Below are 18,979 nucleotides of genomic sequence, written 5' to 3' on the forward strand. Positions count from 1 at the left end.
GGCTTCGGCGAGGCCCCGGCCCTTCCGGCCGGGGCGGCGGTCTAGGCCGCGAGCCGGGCCCGCGCGTCGATGCGGGCGAGGCGGGCCAGCAGGTACTCGACCTCGGCCTTCGCCTGCGCGGTCAGCGCCTGCGACGGCTTGCGCTGCGCGTCGGACGCGAAGATCCCCCGGCGCATGAACACGTATTTGCGCACCGCGAGCCCCAGCGGGCCCTGCTGCTGCTCGTAGCGGAGATAGGGGAGGTGGGCGTCGAACAGGTCGTGGGCAGCGTCGCGCTGCCCCGCCCGGCCGAGGCGGACCACGTCGACCAGCATCTCCGGGAAGGCGTAGCCGGTATTGGCCCCGTCGGCGCCGCGCTCGGTCTCGAAGTCGAGGAACAGGCCGCCATTGCCCACGAGGATGGAGATGTGGCGCATCGAGCCGTCCGCCTCGAAGCCGCGCAGCGTGGAGATCTTCTCCAGGCCCGGCCAGTCCTCGTGCTTGAGCATCACGCAGGAGGGGTTCTCGGACACGATCCGGCGGATCACCCCGGGGGTCATCTGGACCGAGAAGGTGAGGGGATAGTCCTGAAGCACGAAGGGCACGTCCGGGCCCACGGCCTCGGCGGCATTCCGAAAATAGCCGACCACCTGGTCGTCGGTGCGGAGCGTGTTGGGCGGCGCGATCATCACGCCGGCCGCGCCCAGCTCCATCACCTCCCGGGCGAGCGCCCGCATGGCCGCGAAGCCCGGCGCCGTGACGCCGACGATCACCGGCAGCCGGGTGCGCCCGAGGACGCGCCGCGCCACCGCGATCCCCTCCGCGTGGTCGAGCTTGCCGGCCTCGCCGAGCTGGCCGAGGATCGTCAGGCCGTCGACGCCGGCCGCCCCGAAGAAGTCGGTCATCCGGTCGAGGGAGACCTCGTCGATCCGGCCGTCCGGATGGAACGGCGTCGGCGCGATCGGGACGACGCCGCCGATGTCGCTGGTGAGAGGCATGCCGGTCTCCGCGCTGCTGCGGCGGCCGCCGGCCGCCGGGTGGCATGCCCCATACTAAAAAATCCCGGGCGACGCGACGCGCCCGGGACGGGATCGGGCGCTGGACGGGATCGGACCGCGTTCGGCGCGCGACCGACCCGCTCGGTCATCCCAGCAGCTTGTCGAGGGTGATCGGCATCTCGCGGACCCGCACGCCGGTGGCATGCCAGACCGCGTTGGCGATGGCGCCCACCGTGCCGGTGATGCCGATCTCGCCGACCCCCTTCACGCCGAGGTTGTTCACCACCGCGTCGTCCTCGTGGACCAGGATCGCCTCCATGGCGGGCACATCGGCGTTCACCGGCACGTGGTACTCGGCGAGGTTGTCGTTGAGGAACCGGCCGGTGCGCGGGTCCATCTCGGCCCGCTCATGCAGGGCGAAGGACAGGCCCCAGATCATCCCGCCGTAATACTGGCTCCGGACGAGGCGCGGGTTGATCACCCGTCCGGCCGCGAAGGCGCCGACGAGGCGGCTCACGCGGATCTGGCCGAGATCGGGATCGACCTTCACCTCGGCGAAGACCGCGCCGTGGGCGTGCATGGCGTAGGAGGCCTGCGCCGCCGGGTCGGCGCCGGCCTTGCCCTGGCCCTCGATCCTCGACCGGCCGGCCCGCCTGAGGATGTCGGTGAAGGACTCGCTCCGACCCGGGTCGTCGCGCCGGGTCAGACGCCCGTCCGCGGCGGTCACGCCGGCGTTGCCGGCGCCGTAGAGCGGGGAGGCGGGATCGTTGGTGGCGAGCTCCGCCAGCTGCCGGATCACGTCGCCGGCCGCCGCGTGGACCGCGCCGCCCGCGGTGGCGGTGTGGCCCGAGCCGCCCGCGATGCCGGCATTCGGCAGGTCGGACGAGCCCATCCGGAAGGTGAGGGCGTCCATCCCGATCCCGAGCCCGTCGGCGGCGATCTGGGCCAGCGCCGTCCACGAGCCCTGGCCCATGTCGATCGCCCCGAGCTCCACCGTGCCGGTGCCGTCGGCGCGGATCTCGGCCCGGGCCATGCCCTCGAAGATCAGCGCCGGGAAGGTGGCGGTGCCCATGCCGGTGCCGACCAGGAACCCGTCCCGGTCGCGGGTCTGGCGGGGCCGGAGCGGGCGCCCGGCCCAGCCGAACGCCTCGGCGCCGCGCCGGTAGCAGTCCCGCAGGGCCTTGGAGGAGAACGGCTTGCCGGTGATCGGCTCGACCTCGGCGTAGTTGGCGAGGCGGAACTCCAGCGGGTCCATGCCGAGTTCGTGGGCCATCTCGTCCAGCGCGCTCTCCAGGGCGACGCTGCCGGTGGCCTCGCCGGGCGCGCGCATGAACAGCGGCGTGCCGGTGTCGAGGCGCACGGCCTCGTGCCGGATGGCGATGGCGGGGCTCGCGTAGAGGGTGCTGGTCGCCCGGCCCGCCGGCTCGAAGAAGTCGTCGAAGCTCGACGAGGCGGTGCGGATGTGATGGTCGAGGGCCGTCAGCTTGCCGGACGCGTCGGCGCCGAGCCGGAGGGTCTGCCGGGTCGGCCCGCGATGGCCCATCGGGCCGTACATCTGCGTGCGGGTCGGGACGAGCTTCACCGGCCTGCCGACGAGCTTCGCCGCCATGCAGGCGAGCACCTGCGGCCCGGCGGGGACGCCCTTCGAGCCGAAGCCGCCGCCGAGATAGGGGCTCTCGATGTGGATGTCGTCGGGGCTGATGCCGAAGAGCCCGGCGAGCCGGGCCTGCGACATGGCGAGCGCCTGGGTCGGCATGAAGAGCGTCAGCCGGTTCCCGTCCCAGCTCGCCACCGCCGCGTGGGGCTCCATGGCGTTGTGGTACTGGGCCGGCGTCTCGTAGGTCGCGGCGATCGTCTTGGACGCGGCCGCGAGCCCGGCCTCGACGTCGCCGTCCGTCTCGACGGGCGGGGCGCCGACGCCGACCGAATCCGGCGTGAAGGCCGCGCCGGCATCGAGCCCGATCCGCGGCGTCTCGGCCGCGTAGGTCGGGGCGAGCAGCCGGGCGCCCTCGGTGGCCGCCTCCAGGGTCTCGGCGATCACCACGGCGATGGGCTGGTTGGCGTAGCGGACGCGGTCGTTCTGCAGGAGGTCGAGGCGGAACGTGAACGGCCCGTCCTTGGCGTCCGGGTCCTTGGCGAGCGCCGGGGCGTGCCCCGGCCGCATCACCGCCACGACGCCGGGATGCGCCTCGGCGGCGGCCACGTCGAGGCCGGTGACGCGGCCGCGGGCGATCCGGGCGACGCAGAGCGCCGCGTGGAGGGTGCCGGGAGGCAGGTTGTCGGCGGAGAAGCGGGCCTGGCCCGTCACCTTGAGGGGGCCGTCGCGCCGGGTCAGCGGCTGGCCGATGCTGGAGCCGTGGCGGATCGCGCCGGCGGGGAGGTTCGAGGCGGGCATGTTCGATGGCTTGGAGGTCGCGGTCATGCGGGTCTCCTCAAAGGGGTCCGGTTGAAGCCTTCGGTTGCGGCGACCCGCTCCGTCATCGCGAGCGGAGCGAAGTGACCCAGGGCAGCGCGACGTCGGGCATCGTGGCGCCGCCCGGCTCGCTCCGCCCGCGATGACGGCGCCGAGCCGCCGACCGGGGGCGGGGTCAGACGATGCCGAACGGGGAGGCGGGGAGCGCCGGGATCCGGGCGGGCGTGCCCGCGGCGGCCTGGGTCAGCGCGCGGATCGCCACCCGGCGGGCGAGCTCGATCTTGAAGGCGTTGGCTTCGCCGGTGGGCCTGGCGCCGGACAGCGCCGCGTCGGCGGCCTTCGCGAAGGCCTCGGCGGAGGGTGCCTGTCCGGCGAGCGCCGCCTCGGCCTCCGCCACCCGCCAGGGCTTGAGCGCCAGCCCGCCCAGGGCGAGCCGGGCCTGCCCGATCCGGCCGCCGGCCTCCAGGGTGAGGGCGGCCGCCGCCGAGACGACCGCGAAGGCGTAGGAGGTGCGGTCGCGGACCTTGAGGTAGCGGGCGTTGCCCCGGAAGGACGCCGCCTCCGGGGGCAGGCGCAGGGCGGTGATCAGCTCGCCGGGCCGCAGGTCGGTCTCCCGCTCCGGGTGGTCGCCGGGGAGGTGGTGGAACGCGGTGAGCGGCACCTCCCGGGCGCCGTCCGGCCCGGTGATCTCCACCACCGCGTCGAGGGCGGCGAGCGGCACGCAGAAGTCGGACGGGTGGGTGGCGATGCAGTGCTCGCTCCAGCCCTGGACCGCGTGGATGCGGGTGGCGTGCCCCAGGGCCGCGCAGCCGGAGCCGGGCGCGCGCTTGTTGCAGGGCGAGACCGCGTCGGTGAAGAACTGGCAGCGGGTGCGCTGCATCAGGTTGCCGCCGACCGTGGCGGCGTTGCGCAGCTGCGCCGAGGCGCCGGCCAGCAGGGCCTCGGCCACCATCGGGTAGGCCTCGGCGAAGGCCGAATCGTGGGCGAGGTCGCTGTTGCGCACCAGGGCGCCGACCCGGGCGGTGCCGTCCGGCAGCCGCTCGATGGCCGAGAGGCCGGGGAGGCGGGTGATGTCGACGACCCGCTCCGGCGTGGCGACGCCGCCCTTCATCAGGTCGACGAGGTTGGTGCCGGCGGCGAGGTAGGCCGTGCCCGGAAGCTGGCCGGCCGCCACGGCCTCGGGCACGCTCGCGGGGCGGATGTAGTCGAAGGTCCTCACGCCGCGTCCTCCCGCTGCTCCGAGGTCCGGGCCGCCGCGTCCTGCACGGCGTCCAGGATGCCCGCGTAGGCGCCGCAGCGGCAGAGATTGCCGCTCATGCCCTCGCGGATGCGCTCCGGATCGGTGCCGGCATGACCCTCGCGGATCAGGCCGACCGCGCTCATGATCTGGCCGGGGGTGCAGAAGCCGCACTGGAAGCCGTCATGGGCGATGAAGGCCGCCTGGACCGGGTGCAGCCGGTCGCCCTCGGCGAGCCCCTCGATGGTCAGGATCTCGGCGCCGTCGAGGCTCGCGGCGAGGGTCAGGCAGCTGTTGATGCGCCGCCCGTTCACCAGGACCGTGCAGGCGCCGCACTGGCCGCGGTCGCAGCCCTTCTTGGCGCCCGTCAGGCCGAGGCGCTCGCGCAGGAGATCGAGGAGGGTGACGCGCGGATCGTCGAGGGCGATCTCGCGCGGCTGCCCGTTCAGGGTGAGCCTGAGGGGAATGGTCATGCGGGGGTCCCGGCTTTTGAGGCTGGAACCGTTACAGATAGCCGCCGCCGCGCCCTCGGCGAGACCTTATGCAGAAAGCGATGTGCGCAAGATCACAGCACGCGAAGGTTGCGCGTTCACGCTGACTTGACCGTGACCTCCGAGGCGGATTTCAGCGCCGTCTTGCCCTTGGCGGTCTTGATCTCCACCGCCGGCTTCGCCTTCGAAGCCTCGCGCTTCACCGTGTTGCCCTTGATGGTCTTCTCGACGTCCTGGGTGTGGACCTTGGTCACCTCGCCCGAGACGGTGCCCTTGCCCCATTTGTAGGTGACGTCGTCGCCGGTCTTCACCTTGGCCTTGGCAGTCATCCGATCCTCCGTCGTGGCTGCGGGACAAGGCGCCGGGAGCGGGTGCGTTCCCGGCTCTCCACGGCCGGGATGCCGCACTCAGCGCCCGACCTCCCGGCGCAGGGCCGCGACCATCGTCTCGACCGCCGCCTGCGCGGTCTCACCGAGGTCGATGTCGGTCTCGCCGGCGGTGACGAGGCCGCGCGCCTCCAGTTCCTCCACGCCCTCCGGGTCGGCCTCGTGGCCGGCGCCGTCCCGGCGGATCACCGAGGTGACCCTCTCGCCGCTGACGAGGCGGTGGTAGGCCGCGAAGGCGAAGATCGAGAGGGCCTTGTCGGAGAGTCCGTTCAGGTCGTCGGCCATGCGTGCGCTCCTCGCGTCGGGTTCGTCGGACGAACGCCGTACGGGCCTGAGGGGTCCGGACGGACGCCAGGGTGCGACGACACGCGCGGCGACAGGTGCGACGACAGGCGCGCCCGCCGGAGCGGCGCCGCTTCGCGCCGGGCCCGGCTTGCTGCTAATCTGCCGCTCTCCATGACCCAGCACACCGATCAGACCGAAGTGGAACCGAGCCCCGAGACGCGCCCCGCGCCCGCGCCGCCCGATCTCGACTATCGCCTGCGCCAGCAGGCGATCCTGTCCGAGTTCGGCGTCGAGGCTCTGCGCGGCACCGATGTCGATCACCTGCTGCAGCGGGCCGCGGAACTGTGCGCGCAGGGCATGGGCGCGGAGTTCTGCAAGGCCCTGGAATATCAGCGCGGCGCCGACACCCTGCTGGTCCGGGCCGGCGTCGGCTGGGGACCCGACGTGATCGGGAAGGCCCGGATCGGGGCGGACCTCGCCTCCCCCGCGGGCTTCGCCCTCAAGACCGGCCGGCCGGTGATCTCCAACCACCTCGCCGACGAGACCCGGTTCCGCACGCCGCAGCTCATGGCCGAGCACGGCATTCGCCGGGCGATCAACGTGCTGATCGAGAACCGGGACGGCGCCTTCGGGGTGCTGGAGGTGGACGACACCCGCGAGGGCATGTTCGCGGAGGCCGACATCGCCTTCATGCAGGGCTTCGCCAACCTGCTCGGGGGCGCCATCGAGCGCCAGCGGACCGAGAGCCTGCTGCGGGCCGCCCTCGCCCGGCAGGACCTGCTCGCCCGCGAGATGAGCCACCGGGTCAAGAACAGCCTCGCCATCGTGGCGAGCCTCCTCGCCCTGCAGGCCCGGGCCGCCGAGGACCCGGCCGTGCAGACGGCCCTGGCGGACGCGCGCAGCCGCGTCGAGGCGATCGCGGGCGTCCACGACCAGCTCTGGCGGCAGGGTGACAAGGCGGAGGGGGAGGGGGAGGGGGTGCCGGGCGAGCTCGACCTCGCGCCCTTCCTCGAGAAGCTCGTGGCCAACCTCGCCAGCGGCGTGCCGGGCCAGCGGCTCGCCTGCGCGGCCTGCCCGCAGCGGATCTCGGCCGATCGGGCGATCCCCATCGGCCTGCTGGTCAACGAACTCGTCACCAACGCGCTCAAATACGCCTACCCCCCCGAGACGCACCCGGCAGGCGGCGAGATCCGGGTCCGCGCCGAGCGCCGGCCCGAGGGGCTCGTGGTCGAGGTGGCCGACGACGGGATCGGCCTGCCGGCGGGATTTGAGATCGGGCGTAACTCGAGGAGCCTCGGGATGCGGGTGGTCGGCAGCCTCACGCGCCAGCTCGGCGGCAGCCTGACGATTCCGGCCCGGGAGAAGGGCACCTGCTTCCGCCTGGAGGTGCCCCTGGAGATGCCCCCGGCCGGCTGAGCGCGGCGTGCTCCCCGACCGGGCGGGGACTGGACAGAGGCCCTGCCCCGCCGCGATCTGGGCGCGACGGGTTCGGCGAGACAGAGCGGATGCAGTGACCGGAGACAGGACGACGGCGGCGCTCCTCGCCGAACGGCTCCACGCCTTTCGGAGCCTCGGCGACAATTGCGAGTTCGGGTTCGTGCAGCGCTACGGCGGGGTCGAGCCCTCCGGCCTGCTGCGCTTCTCCTACACGCCCATGGAGGACCTGATCCGCGGCCTGCGCTGCGGCTTCGCGGATTTCGGCGTGCCGGGCGACCTGCGGCTCTCCGTGAGTTCCGGCGGCACCTATTACTGCCACAGCGTCGCCTACAACATCTGGGCGAATACCGGGCACCCGGCCGGCTCGATCGAGCCGGAGGTGCTGCTGGAGCGGGAATACGGCCGGCTGGCCCATCTCAAGCGCAAGCTGCTCGACGAACTCGCGGACGGCTCGAAGATCCTGGTGCGCAAGGTCGGCCGCGACGAGACCGAGGCCGACTTCGCCCGCCTGGTCGAGGCGGTCCGGGCGCACGGGCCCTCGACGCTGCTGCGCGTGACCGAGGCCGGACCGGACTGGGTTCCCGAACCGGCCCGGCGCGTCGCCGACCGGCTGATCGCGGGACAGGTCCGCCGGTTCGCGCCGGTGGAGCAGGCCTGGGAGGTCGATCTCGAACCCTGGATGCACCTCGTGGACAGCGCCTACGCGCTGGAGCGCGGCGCGGCGCCGACCCGCCTCGACGCCGCCGCCTTCCCGGAGGCGCTGGCGCTGCCGGGACGCCTGCGCCGGCATGTCGGCCGGCACCGGGCGACGGCCTTGAGCGCCTACACGCGGGCGGTGGATCCGGCCGGCTTCCGCGCCGACACGGTCCACGTGTTCTCGAGCTGGGTGTGGATCCCGGAGGACTTCGCCGGGGACCGGGTCTTCGCGGCGGCCGGCTACGCGCGGCTCGGCTGGCGGGACGCCGACCTGTCGCGGCGCCGGTGCTGGCAGCGCGTCTGGGCGGCGGGACGGCTGCGCCCCGACGCGGCGCGGGAGCCCGTCGGGCTCGGCATGATCGGCACGCGGCGGGACGGGTTCTGGTCCGCCGGGGCCCGCTTCGCCGAGGGGCCGATCCCCGGCGATGAGCCGGCGCCGGAGCTGCGGATGCCGCCGGCCCGGTTCCCTGGCCGGGATCTCCTCGGCCGGCTGCTGCCGCGGGTCCTGTAGACCCCGGACCGGCACCCGACCGGGAACCGATCCGGCACGGCGGTCTTGCCTACCGGGCCGCACGGGACAGCGCCCGTCGCGAGGGAGCCCATGCCCGGTTCCGTGCCCGACCGCCGCTCTCTGCTCCTCACCCTGGCCGCGGGGTCGGCGCTCCTGTCGACGCGGGGCGCCGACGCCGTCGGGGCGCCGGAGCGGATCCCGCTCTGGCCGGGGCAGCCGCCGGGCGGCGGCGGTCCGCAGGGTCCGCCGGTCCGCGACGACAGCGGCGCCGTGAAGAACGTCGCCGTGCCGGTCCTGGAGGTGTACGCCCCGGAGACGCCGACCGGCGTGGCGGTCCTCGTCGCCGGCGGCGGCGGCTACGCGCGGATCGGGATAGTCAAGGAGGCGCTCCCCGCCGCGCTCTGGCTCGCCGCGCAGGGCATCACGGCCTTCGTGCTCACCTACCGCCTGCCGGGCGAGGGCTGGGCGGCGGGCCCCCTGGCGCCGCTCCAGGACGGGCAGCGGGCCCTGCGCCTGATCCGCGCCGCTTCCGGGCGCTTCCGGATCGACCCGGCCCGCGTCGGCGTGCTCGGCTTCTCCGCCGGCGGCCACCTCGGCGGCCTGATCGCCGCGCGCTCCGCGTTCCGGGCCTACGAACCCGTGGACGCGGCCGACGACCTGTCGGCGCGGCCCGATTTCGCGACGCTGATCTACCCCGTGGTGAGCCTGGAGCCGCCCCACGACCGCACGACCACCCGGCGCTCCCTGGTCGGCGAGGCCCCGAGCCCGGAGGCGAGCCGGGACTGGTCGCTCCAGACCCATATCCGGTCCGGCTGCCCGACGCTGTTCCTCGTGCAGGCGGACGACGACCCGGTCATCAGCCCGGAGCACAGCCGCATCCTGGACGCGGCCTGCCGCGCGGCGGGCGTGCCGGTCGAGTACCACCGCTTCGCGGTCGGCGGCCACGGTTTCGGGATCGGCCGGTCGGAGGCGCCGGTCGCCCTCTGGCCGAGGCTCTGCCGGCTCTGGCTGACCAGCGTGTCGGTGATGCGCTGACGCGGCGCGCACCGGCTGCCTGCGGCGACCCTGTCGGGTCGCTCATCCGGCGCGGGAGCCGTCAGGCAGGGCAGGGGGCCGGTGAGCCCCGGGCCGGCGCGCAGGGGCCCTCGCCCGCGCGGACGGGACCCGCGCGGGCGCGCCGGAGATCGCCGCCGCCGGGGTCGCGGGCGGTCACGCCCGGAGAGCCGGACCGCCGCTCCAGCCGCCGCCGCGAGCGACGCCGGGCGAGCCGGGTCAGCGCCGCGGCGATCGGCCGGACGTCGTCCCGGTCCACCCGTCGCGGGGAGGGGCCTCCACCCCCCTGACCCGACCGCCCTGCCCGGGAGCGCCGGTGTCGGCGCCCGTCAGCCGCTTCGTCATCGCGCCCGTTGCGACCGCGCCTCGCCGCGCGCGACGACGGGCGCGCGGCGGCCCGGGTCGGAGCCGAGCGTGTCCGGCGGCGGCGCGCGGCCTCCCATCCCCGTGGCCTCGACCTCCCGCCCGATCAGCGGCCTTCATCCAGCCGCATCCAGTCGCATCCAGCCCCGTGCCGCCCTCGGGCGGCCTTCGGGCGGCCTTCGGGCGGCCTTCGGGCGGCGACGCCGGGACACGGGACGATCCGGTCCCACGAACCTCTCTCCGTTGTTCGCATAAGATATATTATGGAATGCAAAGGGCGTCCCAGGTCGGGTGAGGGGCGGTCGCTCCGCCGGCCGGCGCGCCCAGATGGGATCCCGCCTCGCGCCGCCTCCGATCCGGGCGGTGCGGCCCCGGCGTCGGGTCCCGTCCGGCCGGGCGGCTTCCGGATCGGGCGAGGGCGGTCCGAGCCCCCTCCCCGCGGCGCGGCGTGCCGCCCGCGCGCCCTCACGCGGCGCGCCCGGCCGTGCGGCGGACGTCGCCGAGGATCCGGCCGTCCCGCGTCCGGCAGTCGATATGCTCCGACAGACGGCCGGTCCGGATCCGGATCGATGCCGGCCGGGCCAGGAGCGCGGCGCGCTCCAAGAATTCCGCGGCGCTCATCGGCGCGTCCCGGCCGCCGCCGAGGCCGCGCCACCAGGACACCGCCTTATCCCGCTCGTAGCCGCTGCGCTCGGGCCGCAGGCGGACGCGCCACGCCGCCTCGGCGGGGCCGTCCCGCCAGCCGAGGACGAGGTCGAGCCCGTCGGGCGCGGCCTCCAGCTTCAGGGCCGTGACTGGATGCCACGCGGCCTCCTGCCAGCCGGCCTCCGCCGCCGGGGCAGGGCCCGCCGGCTCGGGACCGGGCAGCCCGGGATCCGCCGAGAGGATCGCCAGCTCGTCGTCGGCGGCGGCCTCGTGCGGCGCCTCGGCGTCCGGGTCCGCCTCCGGCTCGGTCCAGCACGCCTCGCAGGTGGAGGCGTTCAGCGCGATCAGGGCGCCGCAGCCGGGGCAGGGCTTGGCGCGCGAGGCCCCTGCCCCGCCCAATCCCTGTGTGGCGCTCCGGACCGTCACGGCGTCGACGGGCCCGTGCATCCGCACCAGACCGGCATAGTCCAGGATCAGCGCGTCGGCCTTTCCGGGCGCGCAGCGCAGCGCCCGGCCGACCTGCTGCACGTAGAGGCCGGTGCTGCGGGTCGGGCGCAGCAGCGCCACCAGATCGACCTCGGGCACGTTGAAGCCGGTCCCGAGCACGCCCACCGAGGTCAGGCAGCGGATCTGCCCGGCCCGGAACGCCGCGACGATGCGGTCGCGCTCCCGGCAGGGCGTCTCGCCCGAGACGCTCTCGCAGGAATACCCTTCCGCCCGCACCGCGTCGCGCACGGCCTCCGCGTGGGCGAGGCCGGCGCAGAAGGCGAGCCAGGCCCGGCGGGCGCGCCCGTACTCCGCGAGCTCCGCGACCGCCGCGCGGGTGATCCAGTCGCGGTTGACCGCCGCCTCCAGCTCGCCCGGGATGTAGTCGCCCCCGCGCCGGCCGACGCCCGAGACGTCGAGCTGGGTGAGCGTCGCCTTGGAGACGAGGGGCGCCAGGAAGCCGCGCCGGATCAGCGTGAACGTGTCGGCCTCGTAGGCGATGCCGGAGAAGAGCCGGTGCTCGCCTTCGTCGAGGCGGCCCGAATCGAGCCGGTAGGGCGTGGCGGTGAAGCCCGCCACACGCAGCCCGGGGGTCCGCGCGCGCAGGCCCGCCAGGAAGCGGCCGTAGCGGGTGTCGGCGGCGCGGGGGATCAGGTGGGCCTCGTCGACGATCACGAGGTCGCGCGGACCGATCGCGTCGAGCCGGTCGGCCACCGACTGGATGCCGCAGACCAGCACCTGCGCCCCGGCCTCCCGCCGCCGGAGCCCGGCCGAGAAGATGCCGGCCGGCGCCCCCGGCCAGGACCGGGTCAGCTCGGAGAAATTCTGGGCGACCAGCTCGCGGCTGTGGGTGACGATCGCCACCCGGGCGAGGGGGTTCTCGTCCAGGGTCTCCCGGGCGAGGGCCGCGATCACGAGCGCCTTGCCGGCCCCGGTGGGCAGGACGATCAGGTGGCCGGGCGCCGCGTCGTCCGCCCCTCCCCGCGCCCAGGCGGCCGAGAGCGCGTCGAGGCTGGCGCGCTGGTAGTCCCGCAGGCGCAGCATGGCGGCGGTCTAGCCGGCCGCGCCGGCCCTGTCCGTGGCGGCGCGGTCACGGCGCAGCAGGTAGATGTCCATGATCCAGCCGTGCCGGGCCCGGGCCTCGGCGCGGACCCGGCGGATCTCGGCGCCCGCGTCGCCCAGCCGGCCGGAGATCAGGATCTCGTCCGGGCTGCCGAGATAGGCGCCCCAGTGGATCGTCAGGTCCGGGTCGAGATGCGCGAAGGACGGGTCGCCGTCGAGCATCACCACGACGCTCTCCGCCTCCGCCGGCCACCCCGCGGCGAGGCGGCGGCCGGTGGTGATCAGCACCGACCCGCCGATGCCGTTCAGCGGCACGCCGTGGCGGGCGGCCAGGACCTGCACGCTGGACAGACCGGGCACGACGCGGCGCCGGAACGGCACGCGTCCGCGGGCCAGGATGTGGTCGAGGATGCGCAGGACGCTGTCGTAGAGGGCCGGGTCTCCCCAGGCCAGGATCGCCCCCACCTCCCCGGGCCCGAGATGGGCCGCGAAGGCCGCCTCCAGCCGCTCGGCCCGGGCCGCGTGCCAGGCCTCGACGGTGCGCCCGTAATCGGCCGGGCGGCGCTCCCGGGGCGGGTCCTCGACGGTGACGACCCGGTGGGGTTTTCGGATATGGGCCGCGCAGATCCGGCGGCGGATCTCGACGAGGTCGGCGGTCTCGGCGCGCTTGTCGAGGACGAACACCGCGTCGACGTCGGCGAGCGCCCGCACAGCCTGGAGGGTCAGGTGCTCGGGATCGCCCGTGCCGATGCCGATGACCCGGATCTGCCTGTCCTGCATGCCGTCCTCCGCCGGGGCGGGGAGGGCCGGCGCCGGCCTCCCCTACAAGCGCGCGTCGGCTTTGGCGAGGATCGCCCGGGCGATGGTCAGGTCCTGCAGGGCGATGCCGGAGGAATCGAACACGGTGATCTGGTCCCGGTCCGTCCGGCCCCCCTCCCCGCGCCGCAGCACGTCGCCGAGCGCCGTGAGGCCGCCTTGAGCCTGCGCGGAGGCGTGCTGGAACTCGCCGATGGTGCGCGACTGCTCCGGCAGGTCGCAGAACAGGGCCGCCCGCTCCAGCAGGGCGGGGGGCAGCTCCTGCTTGCCCTTCGCGTCCGCCCCCATGGCGGCGACATGCGTGCCGGGGCGGACCCAGCCGGCCTCGAACAGCGGCGCCCGGGCGGGCGTCGCCGTGACGATCACGTCGGCGGCCGCGCAGGCCTCCTGGGCAGAGGCCGCCCGCACGTCGAGCCCGGAGGCCCCCTGCCCCGCCAGGCGCTCACTGAGCCCCGCGACCTTGGCGGCGTCCCGGGCGACCACCAGCACCGTCCGGATCGGGAGGATCCGGGCGAGCGCCGCGCACTCGAACTCGGCCTGGTTGCCGGCCCCGAACACCGCCAGCACCACCGAATCCGGCCGGGCCAGCACGCTCGCCGCCACGGCATCGGCAGCGGCGGTCCGGTAGGCGTTAACGCGGCCCGCCTCGATCACCGTGTCGACCCGGCCGACAGCCTGGTCGAACAGCAGGATCACCGAATTGTGCCGCGGCAGGCCCCGGTCCGGGTTGCCGGGCCAGAACGAGCCGACCTTCAGGCCGGCATAGTCGACCGTCGAGCCCGACTTGATCGAGAACCGGTTGGCGGGCTCCGAGCCGTGGCCGAGCACCGCCGGGAACAGGGTGGTACCCGGCGCCACCGCGGCGATCAGCGCCTCGCGGGCGGCGTCGAACGCCATGGCGTGATCGACCAACGAGGCCGATTCCTCCTCCGAGATGAAGCGCATGGGTTCACGGACCTCCAGAATCATGGTTGCGAAAGGTCCGAGACCTTTCGCGGGTGCAGGGCAGAGCCCTGCCCTCGGGCGGAGCCCGATGTCGGGGCGCCGCCCCGACACCCCGCCGAGGGGCCTCGGCCCTTCGGAATCCCCTACAGGGTCATGCCGCGTGCGGTGACCGGCCAGATCGCCTCGACGCGGCCGTTCCGCACGCCGACATACCAGTCGTAGACGTTGACCGTCGGGTCGCAATGGCCGGGGATCAGCTTCAGGCGCTCGTTGAGCGTCAGCACGTTGCCGGGATCGCTGATCACCCCGTGCTCGTCCGAGCACTTGATGTACTCCACGTCGTCCCGGCCGAACACCACCGGCAGGCCGCTGTCGATGCTCTGCGCCTTCAGGCCGGCATCGCAGATGGCGACGTCCGCCTTCGCCTTGCTCATGATCGCCGTGTAGATGAACAGGCTGTTCTCGAACTCCGCGATCGGCCGGCCCTCGGCGTCCTTCACCCGCTGGTAGTCCGCGTCCATGAAGACGTAGGAGCCGCATTGCAGCTCGTTGTAGACGCCGCTGCCGCCCTCCATGGCGAAGCTGCCGGTGCCGGCCCCCGCCACGATGGCGCAGTCGAGGCCCACTCCCTTCAGCAGGTCGACGGTGCGCTTCGTCTCATCGATCGCCGTCTGGATCAGGGCCTTGCGCTCGCCGTAGTCGCGCACGTGCTGGGCCTTGCCCTGGTAGGCCTGCAGGCCCGCGAAGCTCAGGCCCGGCGCCGCCGCGATCTTCTGCGCGATCGCCACGGCGGGCTCGCCCGGCGCGACGCCGCAGCGGCCGGCGCCGACGTCGATCTCCACGAGGCATTCGAGGGTGACGCCGTACTTGACCGCCGCCGCCGAGAGGTCGTCGACATTGCCGAGGTCGTCGACGCAGACCAGCACCCGCGCCCGGGTGGCGAGCGCGGCGAGGCGCTCGATCTTCTTCGGCGCGACCACCTGGTTGGAGACCAGCACGTCGCGGATGCCGGCGCTCACCAGCGCCTCGGCCTCGCTGACCTTCTGGCAGCAGACGCCGCAGGCCCCGCCCCGCTCGATCTGCAGGACCGTGATGTCGGACGACTTGTGGGTCTTGGCGTGCGCCCGGTGGCGCAGGCCGTGCGCCTTCATGAAGCGGCCGAGCTTGTCGACGTTGCGCTCGAGGGCGTCGAGGTCGACCAGCAGGCAGGGGGTGTCCACCTCCTCGACCGGCATCCCGACGGTGGCGGGGATGTTGTTGCGCATGGTGTGTCCTCCTGATCGCGTGCGGATCTCGTGGCGGGGCCCGGTTACGGGGCGAGGCCCAGAAGCTCGGCGATGCGCGGCGTCGCCTTGATGCCGGTGCCGGTGAGCACCACCACGGTGGTGTCCTCGGGCCGGATCGCGCCGCGCGCGGTGAGATCGGTGAGCGCCGCCGCCGCCATGGCGCAGGTCGGCTCGACGTAGAGGCCCGAGCGGGCGAGCTCCATCAGGGCCGCCTCGATGGCTTCCTCGGAGACCGCCACGGTGCCGCCGCCGGAGCGGCGGAGCGCCGCCAGCACCGCCCGGCCGCGGACCGGCTGGGCGATCGAGGCGCCCTCGGCCAGCGTCGGGCGCGGGGTGACCGGCACGAAATCCGCCGCGCCGGCCTCGAAGCCCGCGTGCAGGGGCGCGCAGTGGGCCGGCTGGACCGCGTGGAGCCGCGGCAGACGGGCGATCGCGCCCCGGCGCAGCAGCTCCGAGAAGCCGATGTCGCAGCCGAGGATGTTGCTGCCCGCGCCGCAGGGGATGATGACATGGTTGGGCGCGGCGAAACCCAGATCCTCCCACAGCTCGTAGGCCAGCGTCTTGGTGCCCTGGAGGAAGTGGGCCTGCCAGTTGTGGCTGGCGTAGAAGATCGAGTCCGCCTGGGCGACGGCCGCGTCGGCGGTGTCCTGGCGGGTGCCGGGGATCAGCTCGACCTCCGCGCCGACGGCGCGCATCTGCACGGTCTTGGCCGGCGAGGTCGAGGCCGGGACCAGGATCTTGGCCCGCATCCCGGCCGCCGCCGCGTAGGTCGCCACCGCGGCCCCGCCATTGCCGGAGGAATCCTCCAGCACCGCGTCGATCCCCTGCTGGCGCAGGATCGACAGCATCACGGAGGCGCCCCGGTCCTTGAAGCTGCCCGAGGGCGCGAACCATTCGAGCTTGAAATGCGCGTGGCCGCCCCGCCAGGGCCGGCGCACCAGCGGCGTGCAGCCCTCCCCGAGCGTGACCGGGTCGGCCACCGCCACCGGCAGGGCGGCGGCGTAGCGCCAGAGGGAGCGCTGGCCCGTGTCGATCTCGCCGCGCCCGATCCCCGGCAGGTCGGTGATCATCAGCGGACCGCCCGTCTCCGAGCGCCAGCGCGGCGTCTCGATCGGGTAGGTCGCCCCGGTGGCGGGGTCGAGATAGGCGGCGGACGGAGGCATCGCGGCTCGGTTTCCGGGGTGGTTCGGAAAAGAGAATACAAAATAATCTGCGACGGCGCGCCCCCCAGTTCGGGGATGGGACAGCGCGCCGTGCTGCGCGTCGGGGCTCCGCCCCGACAACCCGCCGAAGGGCCTCGGGCCCCCTAAAAACCCGGGTCAGGCCGCGAGCGGCAGAACCGTCGGCTCCGGGGCGTGCTCGGCGGCGATCGCCCCGGCGACGAGCTCGGCGGTGGCGCCCGAGAGGGTCCAGCCGAGATGGCCGTGCCCGGTGTTGTAGAACACGCCCGGCCGGCGGCCCCGGCCGACCTTGGGCAGCAAGTTCGGCAGCATCGGCCGCAGGCCGCTCCAGGCCACCACCCGGTCGGTGTCGACCAGGGGGAACTGCTCCCGGGTCCAGTCGACCAGGGGCTGGATCCGGTCGTGGCGGATGTCGCGGTTGAAGCCGTTGAACTCCGCCGTGCCGGCGACCCGCAGGCGCTCGTCGCCGAGCCGGCTCGTGACGATCTTGGCCGCCTCGTCGAGGATGCTCACCTCGGGCGCCGCCTTCTGGGCCTCCGGCGTCAGCAGGTTCACGGTGATCGAGTAGCCCTTCACCGGGTAGACGTTGACCCGGTCGCCGAGCATCGCCGCGAAGTGCCGGCTGGCGCAGCCCGCGCAGATCACCACCGCGTCGGCCCGCAGGACCCGCGCGTCGCCGGCCGGCTGGCCCGCGTCACGCCAGCGAACCGCGTAGCCCCCCTCCCCCGGCGCGATCGTCTCGACGCTGGCGTCCTGGACGAAGCGGACGCCCCTGCGCGCGCAGGCGGCCGCGAGGCCGCGGGTGAATTTGTGAATGTCGCCGGTGGCGTCGGAGGGCGTGAAGAAGCCGCCGTGATAGCGCCCGGCCAGCGTCGGCTCGATGGCGCGGATCTCCTCCGGGGTCACGGCGTAGCGCTCGAGGCCCCCCTCCCGCAGCAGGGCGTTGACGGCGGTGGCCTTCTCGAAGCTCGCCCGGTCCCGGTAGAAGTGCAGGATGCCGCGGGTCTTCAGGTCGAAGTCGATCCCCTCGGCCTCGGCCATGGCGAACAGCGCCTCCCGGGCCTTCAGGGCCAGCCGCACCGTCTCCACGGTGTTCTCCCGGTAATGGGCGATCTCGCGGACGAATTCGGCCATCCAGGACAGCTTGTGCCAGGAGAGCTTGGGATTCATCAGCAGCGGCGCGTCGCGCCGCGTCATCCAGCGCAGGCCCTGCATCACCGTGGAGAGCTTGTTCCAGACCTCGGCGTTGCAGGCCGAGAGCTGGCCGCCATTGGCGAAGGAGGTCTCCATGGCGGCGTAGCGCTGCCGGTCGAGGACGGTGACGCGGTAGCCGCGCTGGGCGAGCGCGTAGGCGGTCGTCACGCCGGTGATGCCGGCGCCGATCACGGCGATGTGGGTCATGGGCTTGGACTCCGGGACTGGACGCGTGGAGGCCGCCCGCGAGCGGTCGGCCGGTTGCGCGCCCCATCTGTCCCGGTGCCTGAGAGCTTGATCCGCGACCGGCCCTGGCGAGGCTTTTCGCGGACGTCCCCTTCGGCGGGTGCCCACGGGCTCGCCCGCTGCACCGCTCTCCAGATCGCCCTGACGACACGGTTCCGGTGCCTGAGAGTTTCCGGGGCGGTTGCTCCGTCGGCGCCGGGTCCCCTCTGCTGGGAAGATCCCGGTCTCTCCCGCATCGTCACGATGGGCCGGTCCCGGATACGCCGATCGGCCGCGGGGGAGAAGCCCGCCCGCCCCGCCGGCGGCCGATTCCGCCGACAGCCGGTGCGCGTTGTCACCGCCGGGTCGCCGCCGGGTCACCCCGGAGTCACCGCAGAGTCACCGCGGGAGCGATCCCGGCCGCCGGCGGTTGATCCGGCGGTTGGACGGGGAATTCCGGAGGACGGCCGATGCTGACCAGGACCGCGATCTACGAGGGCACGGTGCGCGACGGCCGGGAGGAGGAGTTCTTCCGCCGGGTCCGGGACGAGCTCGAGCCGTTCTGGCGGCGGTTCCCGGGCGTCACCGCCGTGCGGGTCCAGCGCCTCGTCTCCAAGGACGACGACGCGCGGCCGATCGCCATGATCCTGGAGATGGACTTCCCCGATCAGGCGGCCCTGGACGCCTGCCTCGCCTCGCCGATCCGACCGGAATCGCACGCCGCCACCGAGGCGGTGATGCAGATGTTCGACGGCCGCTTCTACCATCTGGTCAGCGCCGGCCGGACCTTGTCGCTGGCGGATTAGGATCCGGCCGCGGGACGGCAATCACCGCCTATATTCATCGCCGTATTTACCGCAAATAAACCTAGATCGACAGATACGTATCCTCTAAAGGTGAAATTATTCGCTGACACACCAGTCGAACCAACACTCTTAAGGGTCTCGGTGCAGGGTGTGCACGAACGACACCCTTCTTGTTCCGGCGGACGGCGCGATGGCGAAGTGGATTCCTGGCGCGGCCGTCTTCGGTCTCCTGTGCCTGATGATCATCCCGGCCCCCGGGATCTGGGGCGTCCTGATCGGGGCCGCCTGCGTGCTCGCCATCGTCGGCAGCCTGTGCATGCTCGCCCTCGATCGGGTGGCGAGCGCCATCCTCGTCTGGCGCGCGCGGATGCGGGCGCGACGCCCGAGCCCGAGCCGGAGCCGGAGCCGGGTGGTCCATGCCGGCGCCCGGATGACCCGGAAGGTCTGAGCCTCCGGCGGGGCGCCGGGGACTGGATTCCCCGCG

At 73.9% G+C, this 18,979-nt stretch carries 17 protein-coding genes and 2 riboswitches; of the genes, 5 read left to right on the top strand and 12 right to left on the bottom strand.

Translation table 11 applies throughout. The features are described from left to right. Positions 1 to 41 precede the first annotated feature (41 nt). The 6 genes from BKE41_RS09000 to BKE41_RS09025 all read right to left on the bottom strand — a co-directional run bounded on the left by BKE41_RS09000 (position 42) and on the right by BKE41_RS09025 (position 5,789). Entirely contained in the window at positions 42 to 977 is a 936-nt protein-coding gene (locus BKE41_RS09000; RefSeq protein WP_024830487.1) for a dihydrodipicolinate synthase family protein, read from the bottom strand. Positions 978 to 1,122: 145 nt separating this feature from the next. Beyond that, positions 1,123 to 3,399, bottom strand: coding sequence for a xanthine dehydrogenase family protein molybdopterin-binding subunit (locus tag BKE41_RS09005; RefSeq protein WP_107088347.1), 2,277 nt, complete (start codon positions 3,397 to 3,399; stop codon positions 1,123 to 1,125). Between the two features lie 166 nt (positions 3,400 to 3,565). Further along, complete coding sequence (locus BKE41_RS09010) at positions 3,566 to 4,609, bottom strand: xanthine dehydrogenase family protein subunit M (RefSeq protein ID WP_012318513.1); 1,044 nt, start codon at positions 4,607 to 4,609, stop codon at positions 3,566 to 3,568. Beyond that, positions 4,606 to 5,100, bottom strand: a complete 495-nt coding sequence (locus BKE41_RS09015) for a (2Fe-2S)-binding protein (RefSeq protein ID WP_012318514.1) — start codon at positions 5,098 to 5,100, stop codon at positions 4,606 to 4,608. The genes BKE41_RS09010 and BKE41_RS09015 overlap by 4 nt, the downstream gene beginning before the upstream one ends. Positions 5,101 to 5,216: 116 nt before the next feature. Next, positions 5,217 to 5,447: a DUF2945 domain-containing protein gene (locus BKE41_RS09020; protein ID WP_053622099.1), complete on the bottom strand. Its 231-nt coding sequence runs from the start codon at positions 5,445 to 5,447 to the stop codon at positions 5,217 to 5,219. A gap of 78 nt (positions 5,448 to 5,525) precedes the next feature. Next, a complete protein-coding gene (locus BKE41_RS09025; RefSeq protein ID WP_012318516.1) occupies positions 5,526 to 5,789 on the bottom strand; it encodes a hypothetical protein in 264 nt (87 codons plus the stop codon). 171 nt (positions 5,790 to 5,960) lie between these two features. Between BKE41_RS09025 and BKE41_RS09030 the strand changes: the two genes are divergently transcribed. The 3 genes from BKE41_RS09030 to BKE41_RS09040 all read left to right on the top strand — a co-directional run bounded on the left by BKE41_RS09030 (position 5,961) and on the right by BKE41_RS09040 (position 9,468). Next, the gene (locus BKE41_RS09030; protein WP_012318517.1) at positions 5,961 to 7,205 is read left to right on the top strand and encodes a histidine kinase dimerization/phosphoacceptor domain -containing protein; all 1,245 of its coding nucleotides are present in this window, start codon (positions 5,961 to 5,963) and stop codon (positions 7,203 to 7,205) included. Between the two features lie 94 nt (positions 7,206 to 7,299). Further along, positions 7,300 to 8,433, top strand: a complete 1,134-nt coding sequence (locus BKE41_RS09035) for a hypothetical protein (RefSeq protein ID WP_024830483.1) — start codon at positions 7,300 to 7,302, stop codon at positions 8,431 to 8,433. A 90-nt stretch (positions 8,434 to 8,523) separates the two neighbouring features. Beyond that, positions 8,524 to 9,468: an alpha/beta hydrolase gene (locus tag BKE41_RS09040; RefSeq protein WP_012318519.1), complete on the top strand. Its 945-nt coding sequence runs from the start codon at positions 8,524 to 8,526 to the stop codon at positions 9,466 to 9,468. A gap of 846 nt (positions 9,469 to 10,314) precedes the next feature. Here BKE41_RS09040 and BKE41_RS09050 read toward each other — a convergent pair. From BKE41_RS09050 to BKE41_RS09075, 6 genes are all read right to left on the bottom strand, one after another. Beyond that, a complete protein-coding gene (locus BKE41_RS09050) occupies positions 10,315 to 12,024 on the bottom strand; it encodes a DEAD/DEAH box helicase (protein WP_070999192.1) in 1,710 nt (569 codons plus the stop codon). Between the two features lie 9 nt (positions 12,025 to 12,033). Next, a complete protein-coding gene (gene cobF / locus BKE41_RS09055) occupies positions 12,034 to 12,822 on the bottom strand; it encodes a precorrin-6A synthase (deacetylating) (protein WP_012318521.1) in 789 nt (262 codons plus the stop codon). A gap of 42 nt (positions 12,823 to 12,864) precedes the next feature. Then, on the bottom strand, positions 12,865 to 13,803 hold the full coding sequence (locus tag BKE41_RS09060; RefSeq protein WP_070999194.1) for an ornithine cyclodeaminase family protein: 939 nt from the start codon (positions 13,801 to 13,803) through the stop codon (positions 12,865 to 12,867). A 143-nt stretch (positions 13,804 to 13,946) separates the two neighbouring features. Continuing rightward, a complete protein-coding gene (locus BKE41_RS09065) occupies positions 13,947 to 15,068 on the bottom strand; it encodes a DSD1 family PLP-dependent enzyme (protein ID WP_012318523.1) in 1,122 nt (373 codons plus the stop codon). A gap of 44 nt (positions 15,069 to 15,112) precedes the next feature. Next, a complete protein-coding gene (locus BKE41_RS09070) occupies positions 15,113 to 16,252 on the bottom strand; it encodes a pyridoxal-phosphate dependent enzyme (protein WP_070999196.1) in 1,140 nt (379 codons plus the stop codon). Between the two features lie 156 nt (positions 16,253 to 16,408). Then, complete coding sequence (locus BKE41_RS09075; protein WP_070999198.1) at positions 16,409 to 17,671, bottom strand: D-amino acid dehydrogenase; 1,263 nt, start codon at positions 17,669 to 17,671, stop codon at positions 16,409 to 16,411. Between the two features lie 65 nt (positions 17,672 to 17,736). Next, positions 17,737 to 17,847, bottom strand: a riboswitch (glycine riboswitch). A gap of 3 nt (positions 17,848 to 17,850) precedes the next feature. Further along, a riboswitch (glycine riboswitch) is annotated at positions 17,851 to 17,953 on the bottom strand. 206 nt (positions 17,954 to 18,159) lie between these two features. Here BKE41_RS09075 and BKE41_RS09080 point away from each other — a divergent pair. Together BKE41_RS09080 and BKE41_RS09085 are read left to right on the top strand one after the other, a co-directional pair. After that, positions 18,160 to 18,495 (top strand): ethyl tert-butyl ether degradation protein, encoded by a 336-nt coding sequence (locus BKE41_RS09080; RefSeq protein WP_012318526.1) that lies wholly within the window; start codon positions 18,160 to 18,162, stop codon positions 18,493 to 18,495. A gap of 190 nt (positions 18,496 to 18,685) precedes the next feature. After that, the gene (locus BKE41_RS09085) at positions 18,686 to 18,943 is read left to right on the top strand and encodes a hypothetical protein (RefSeq protein WP_012318527.1); all 258 of its coding nucleotides are present in this window, start codon (positions 18,686 to 18,688) and stop codon (positions 18,941 to 18,943) included. Positions 18,944 to 18,979 lie beyond the last annotated feature (36 nt).

Origin of the sequence: Methylobacterium sp. C1, from assembly GCF_001854385.1 — a bacterium.
Classification (GTDB): Bacteria; Pseudomonadota; Alphaproteobacteria; order Rhizobiales; family Beijerinckiaceae; genus Methylobacterium; species Methylobacterium radiotolerans.

Coding starts and splice junctions, on each gene's coding strand:
- BKE41_RS09000 (WP_024830487.1), bottom strand. CDS start 977: ATGCCTCTCACCAGCGACATCGGCGGCGTCGTCCCGATCGCGCCGACG.
- BKE41_RS09005 (WP_107088347.1), bottom strand. CDS start 3,399: ATGACCGCGACCTCCAAGCCATCGAACATGCCCGCCTCGAACCTCCCC.
- BKE41_RS09015 (WP_012318514.1), bottom strand. CDS start 5,100: ATGACCATTCCCCTCAGGCTCACCCTGAACGGGCAGCCGCGCGAGATC.
- BKE41_RS09020 (WP_053622099.1), bottom strand. CDS start 5,447: ATGACTGCCAAGGCCAAGGTGAAGACCGGCGACGACGTCACCTACAAA.
- BKE41_RS09025 (WP_012318516.1), bottom strand. CDS start 5,789: ATGGCCGACGACCTGAACGGACTCTCCGACAAGGCCCTCTCGATCTTC.
- BKE41_RS09030 (WP_012318517.1), top strand. CDS start 5,961: ATGACCCAGCACACCGATCAGACCGAAGTGGAACCGAGCCCCGAGACG.
- BKE41_RS09040 (WP_012318519.1), top strand. CDS start 8,524: ATGCCCGGTTCCGTGCCCGACCGCCGCTCTCTGCTCCTCACCCTGGCC.
- BKE41_RS09050 (WP_070999192.1), bottom strand. CDS start 12,024: ATGCTGCGCCTGCGGGACTACCAGCGCGCCAGCCTCGACGCGCTCTCG.
- cobF (WP_012318521.1), bottom strand. CDS start 12,822: ATGCAGGACAGGCAGATCCGGGTCATCGGCATCGGCACGGGCGATCCC.
- BKE41_RS09060 (WP_070999194.1), bottom strand. CDS start 13,803: ATGCGCTTCATCTCGGAGGAGGAATCGGCCTCGTTGGTCGATCACGCC.
- BKE41_RS09065 (WP_012318523.1), bottom strand. CDS start 15,068: ATGCGCAACAACATCCCCGCCACCGTCGGGATGCCGGTCGAGGAGGTG.
- BKE41_RS09070 (WP_070999196.1), bottom strand. CDS start 16,252: ATGCCTCCGTCCGCCGCCTATCTCGACCCCGCCACCGGGGCGACCTAC.
- BKE41_RS09075 (WP_070999198.1), bottom strand. CDS start 17,671: ATGACCCACATCGCCGTGATCGGCGCCGGCATCACCGGCGTGACGACC.
- BKE41_RS09080 (WP_012318526.1), top strand. CDS start 18,160: ATGCTGACCAGGACCGCGATCTACGAGGGCACGGTGCGCGACGGCCGG.
- BKE41_RS09085 (WP_012318527.1), top strand. CDS start 18,686: ATGGCGAAGTGGATTCCTGGCGCGGCCGTCTTCGGTCTCCTGTGCCTG.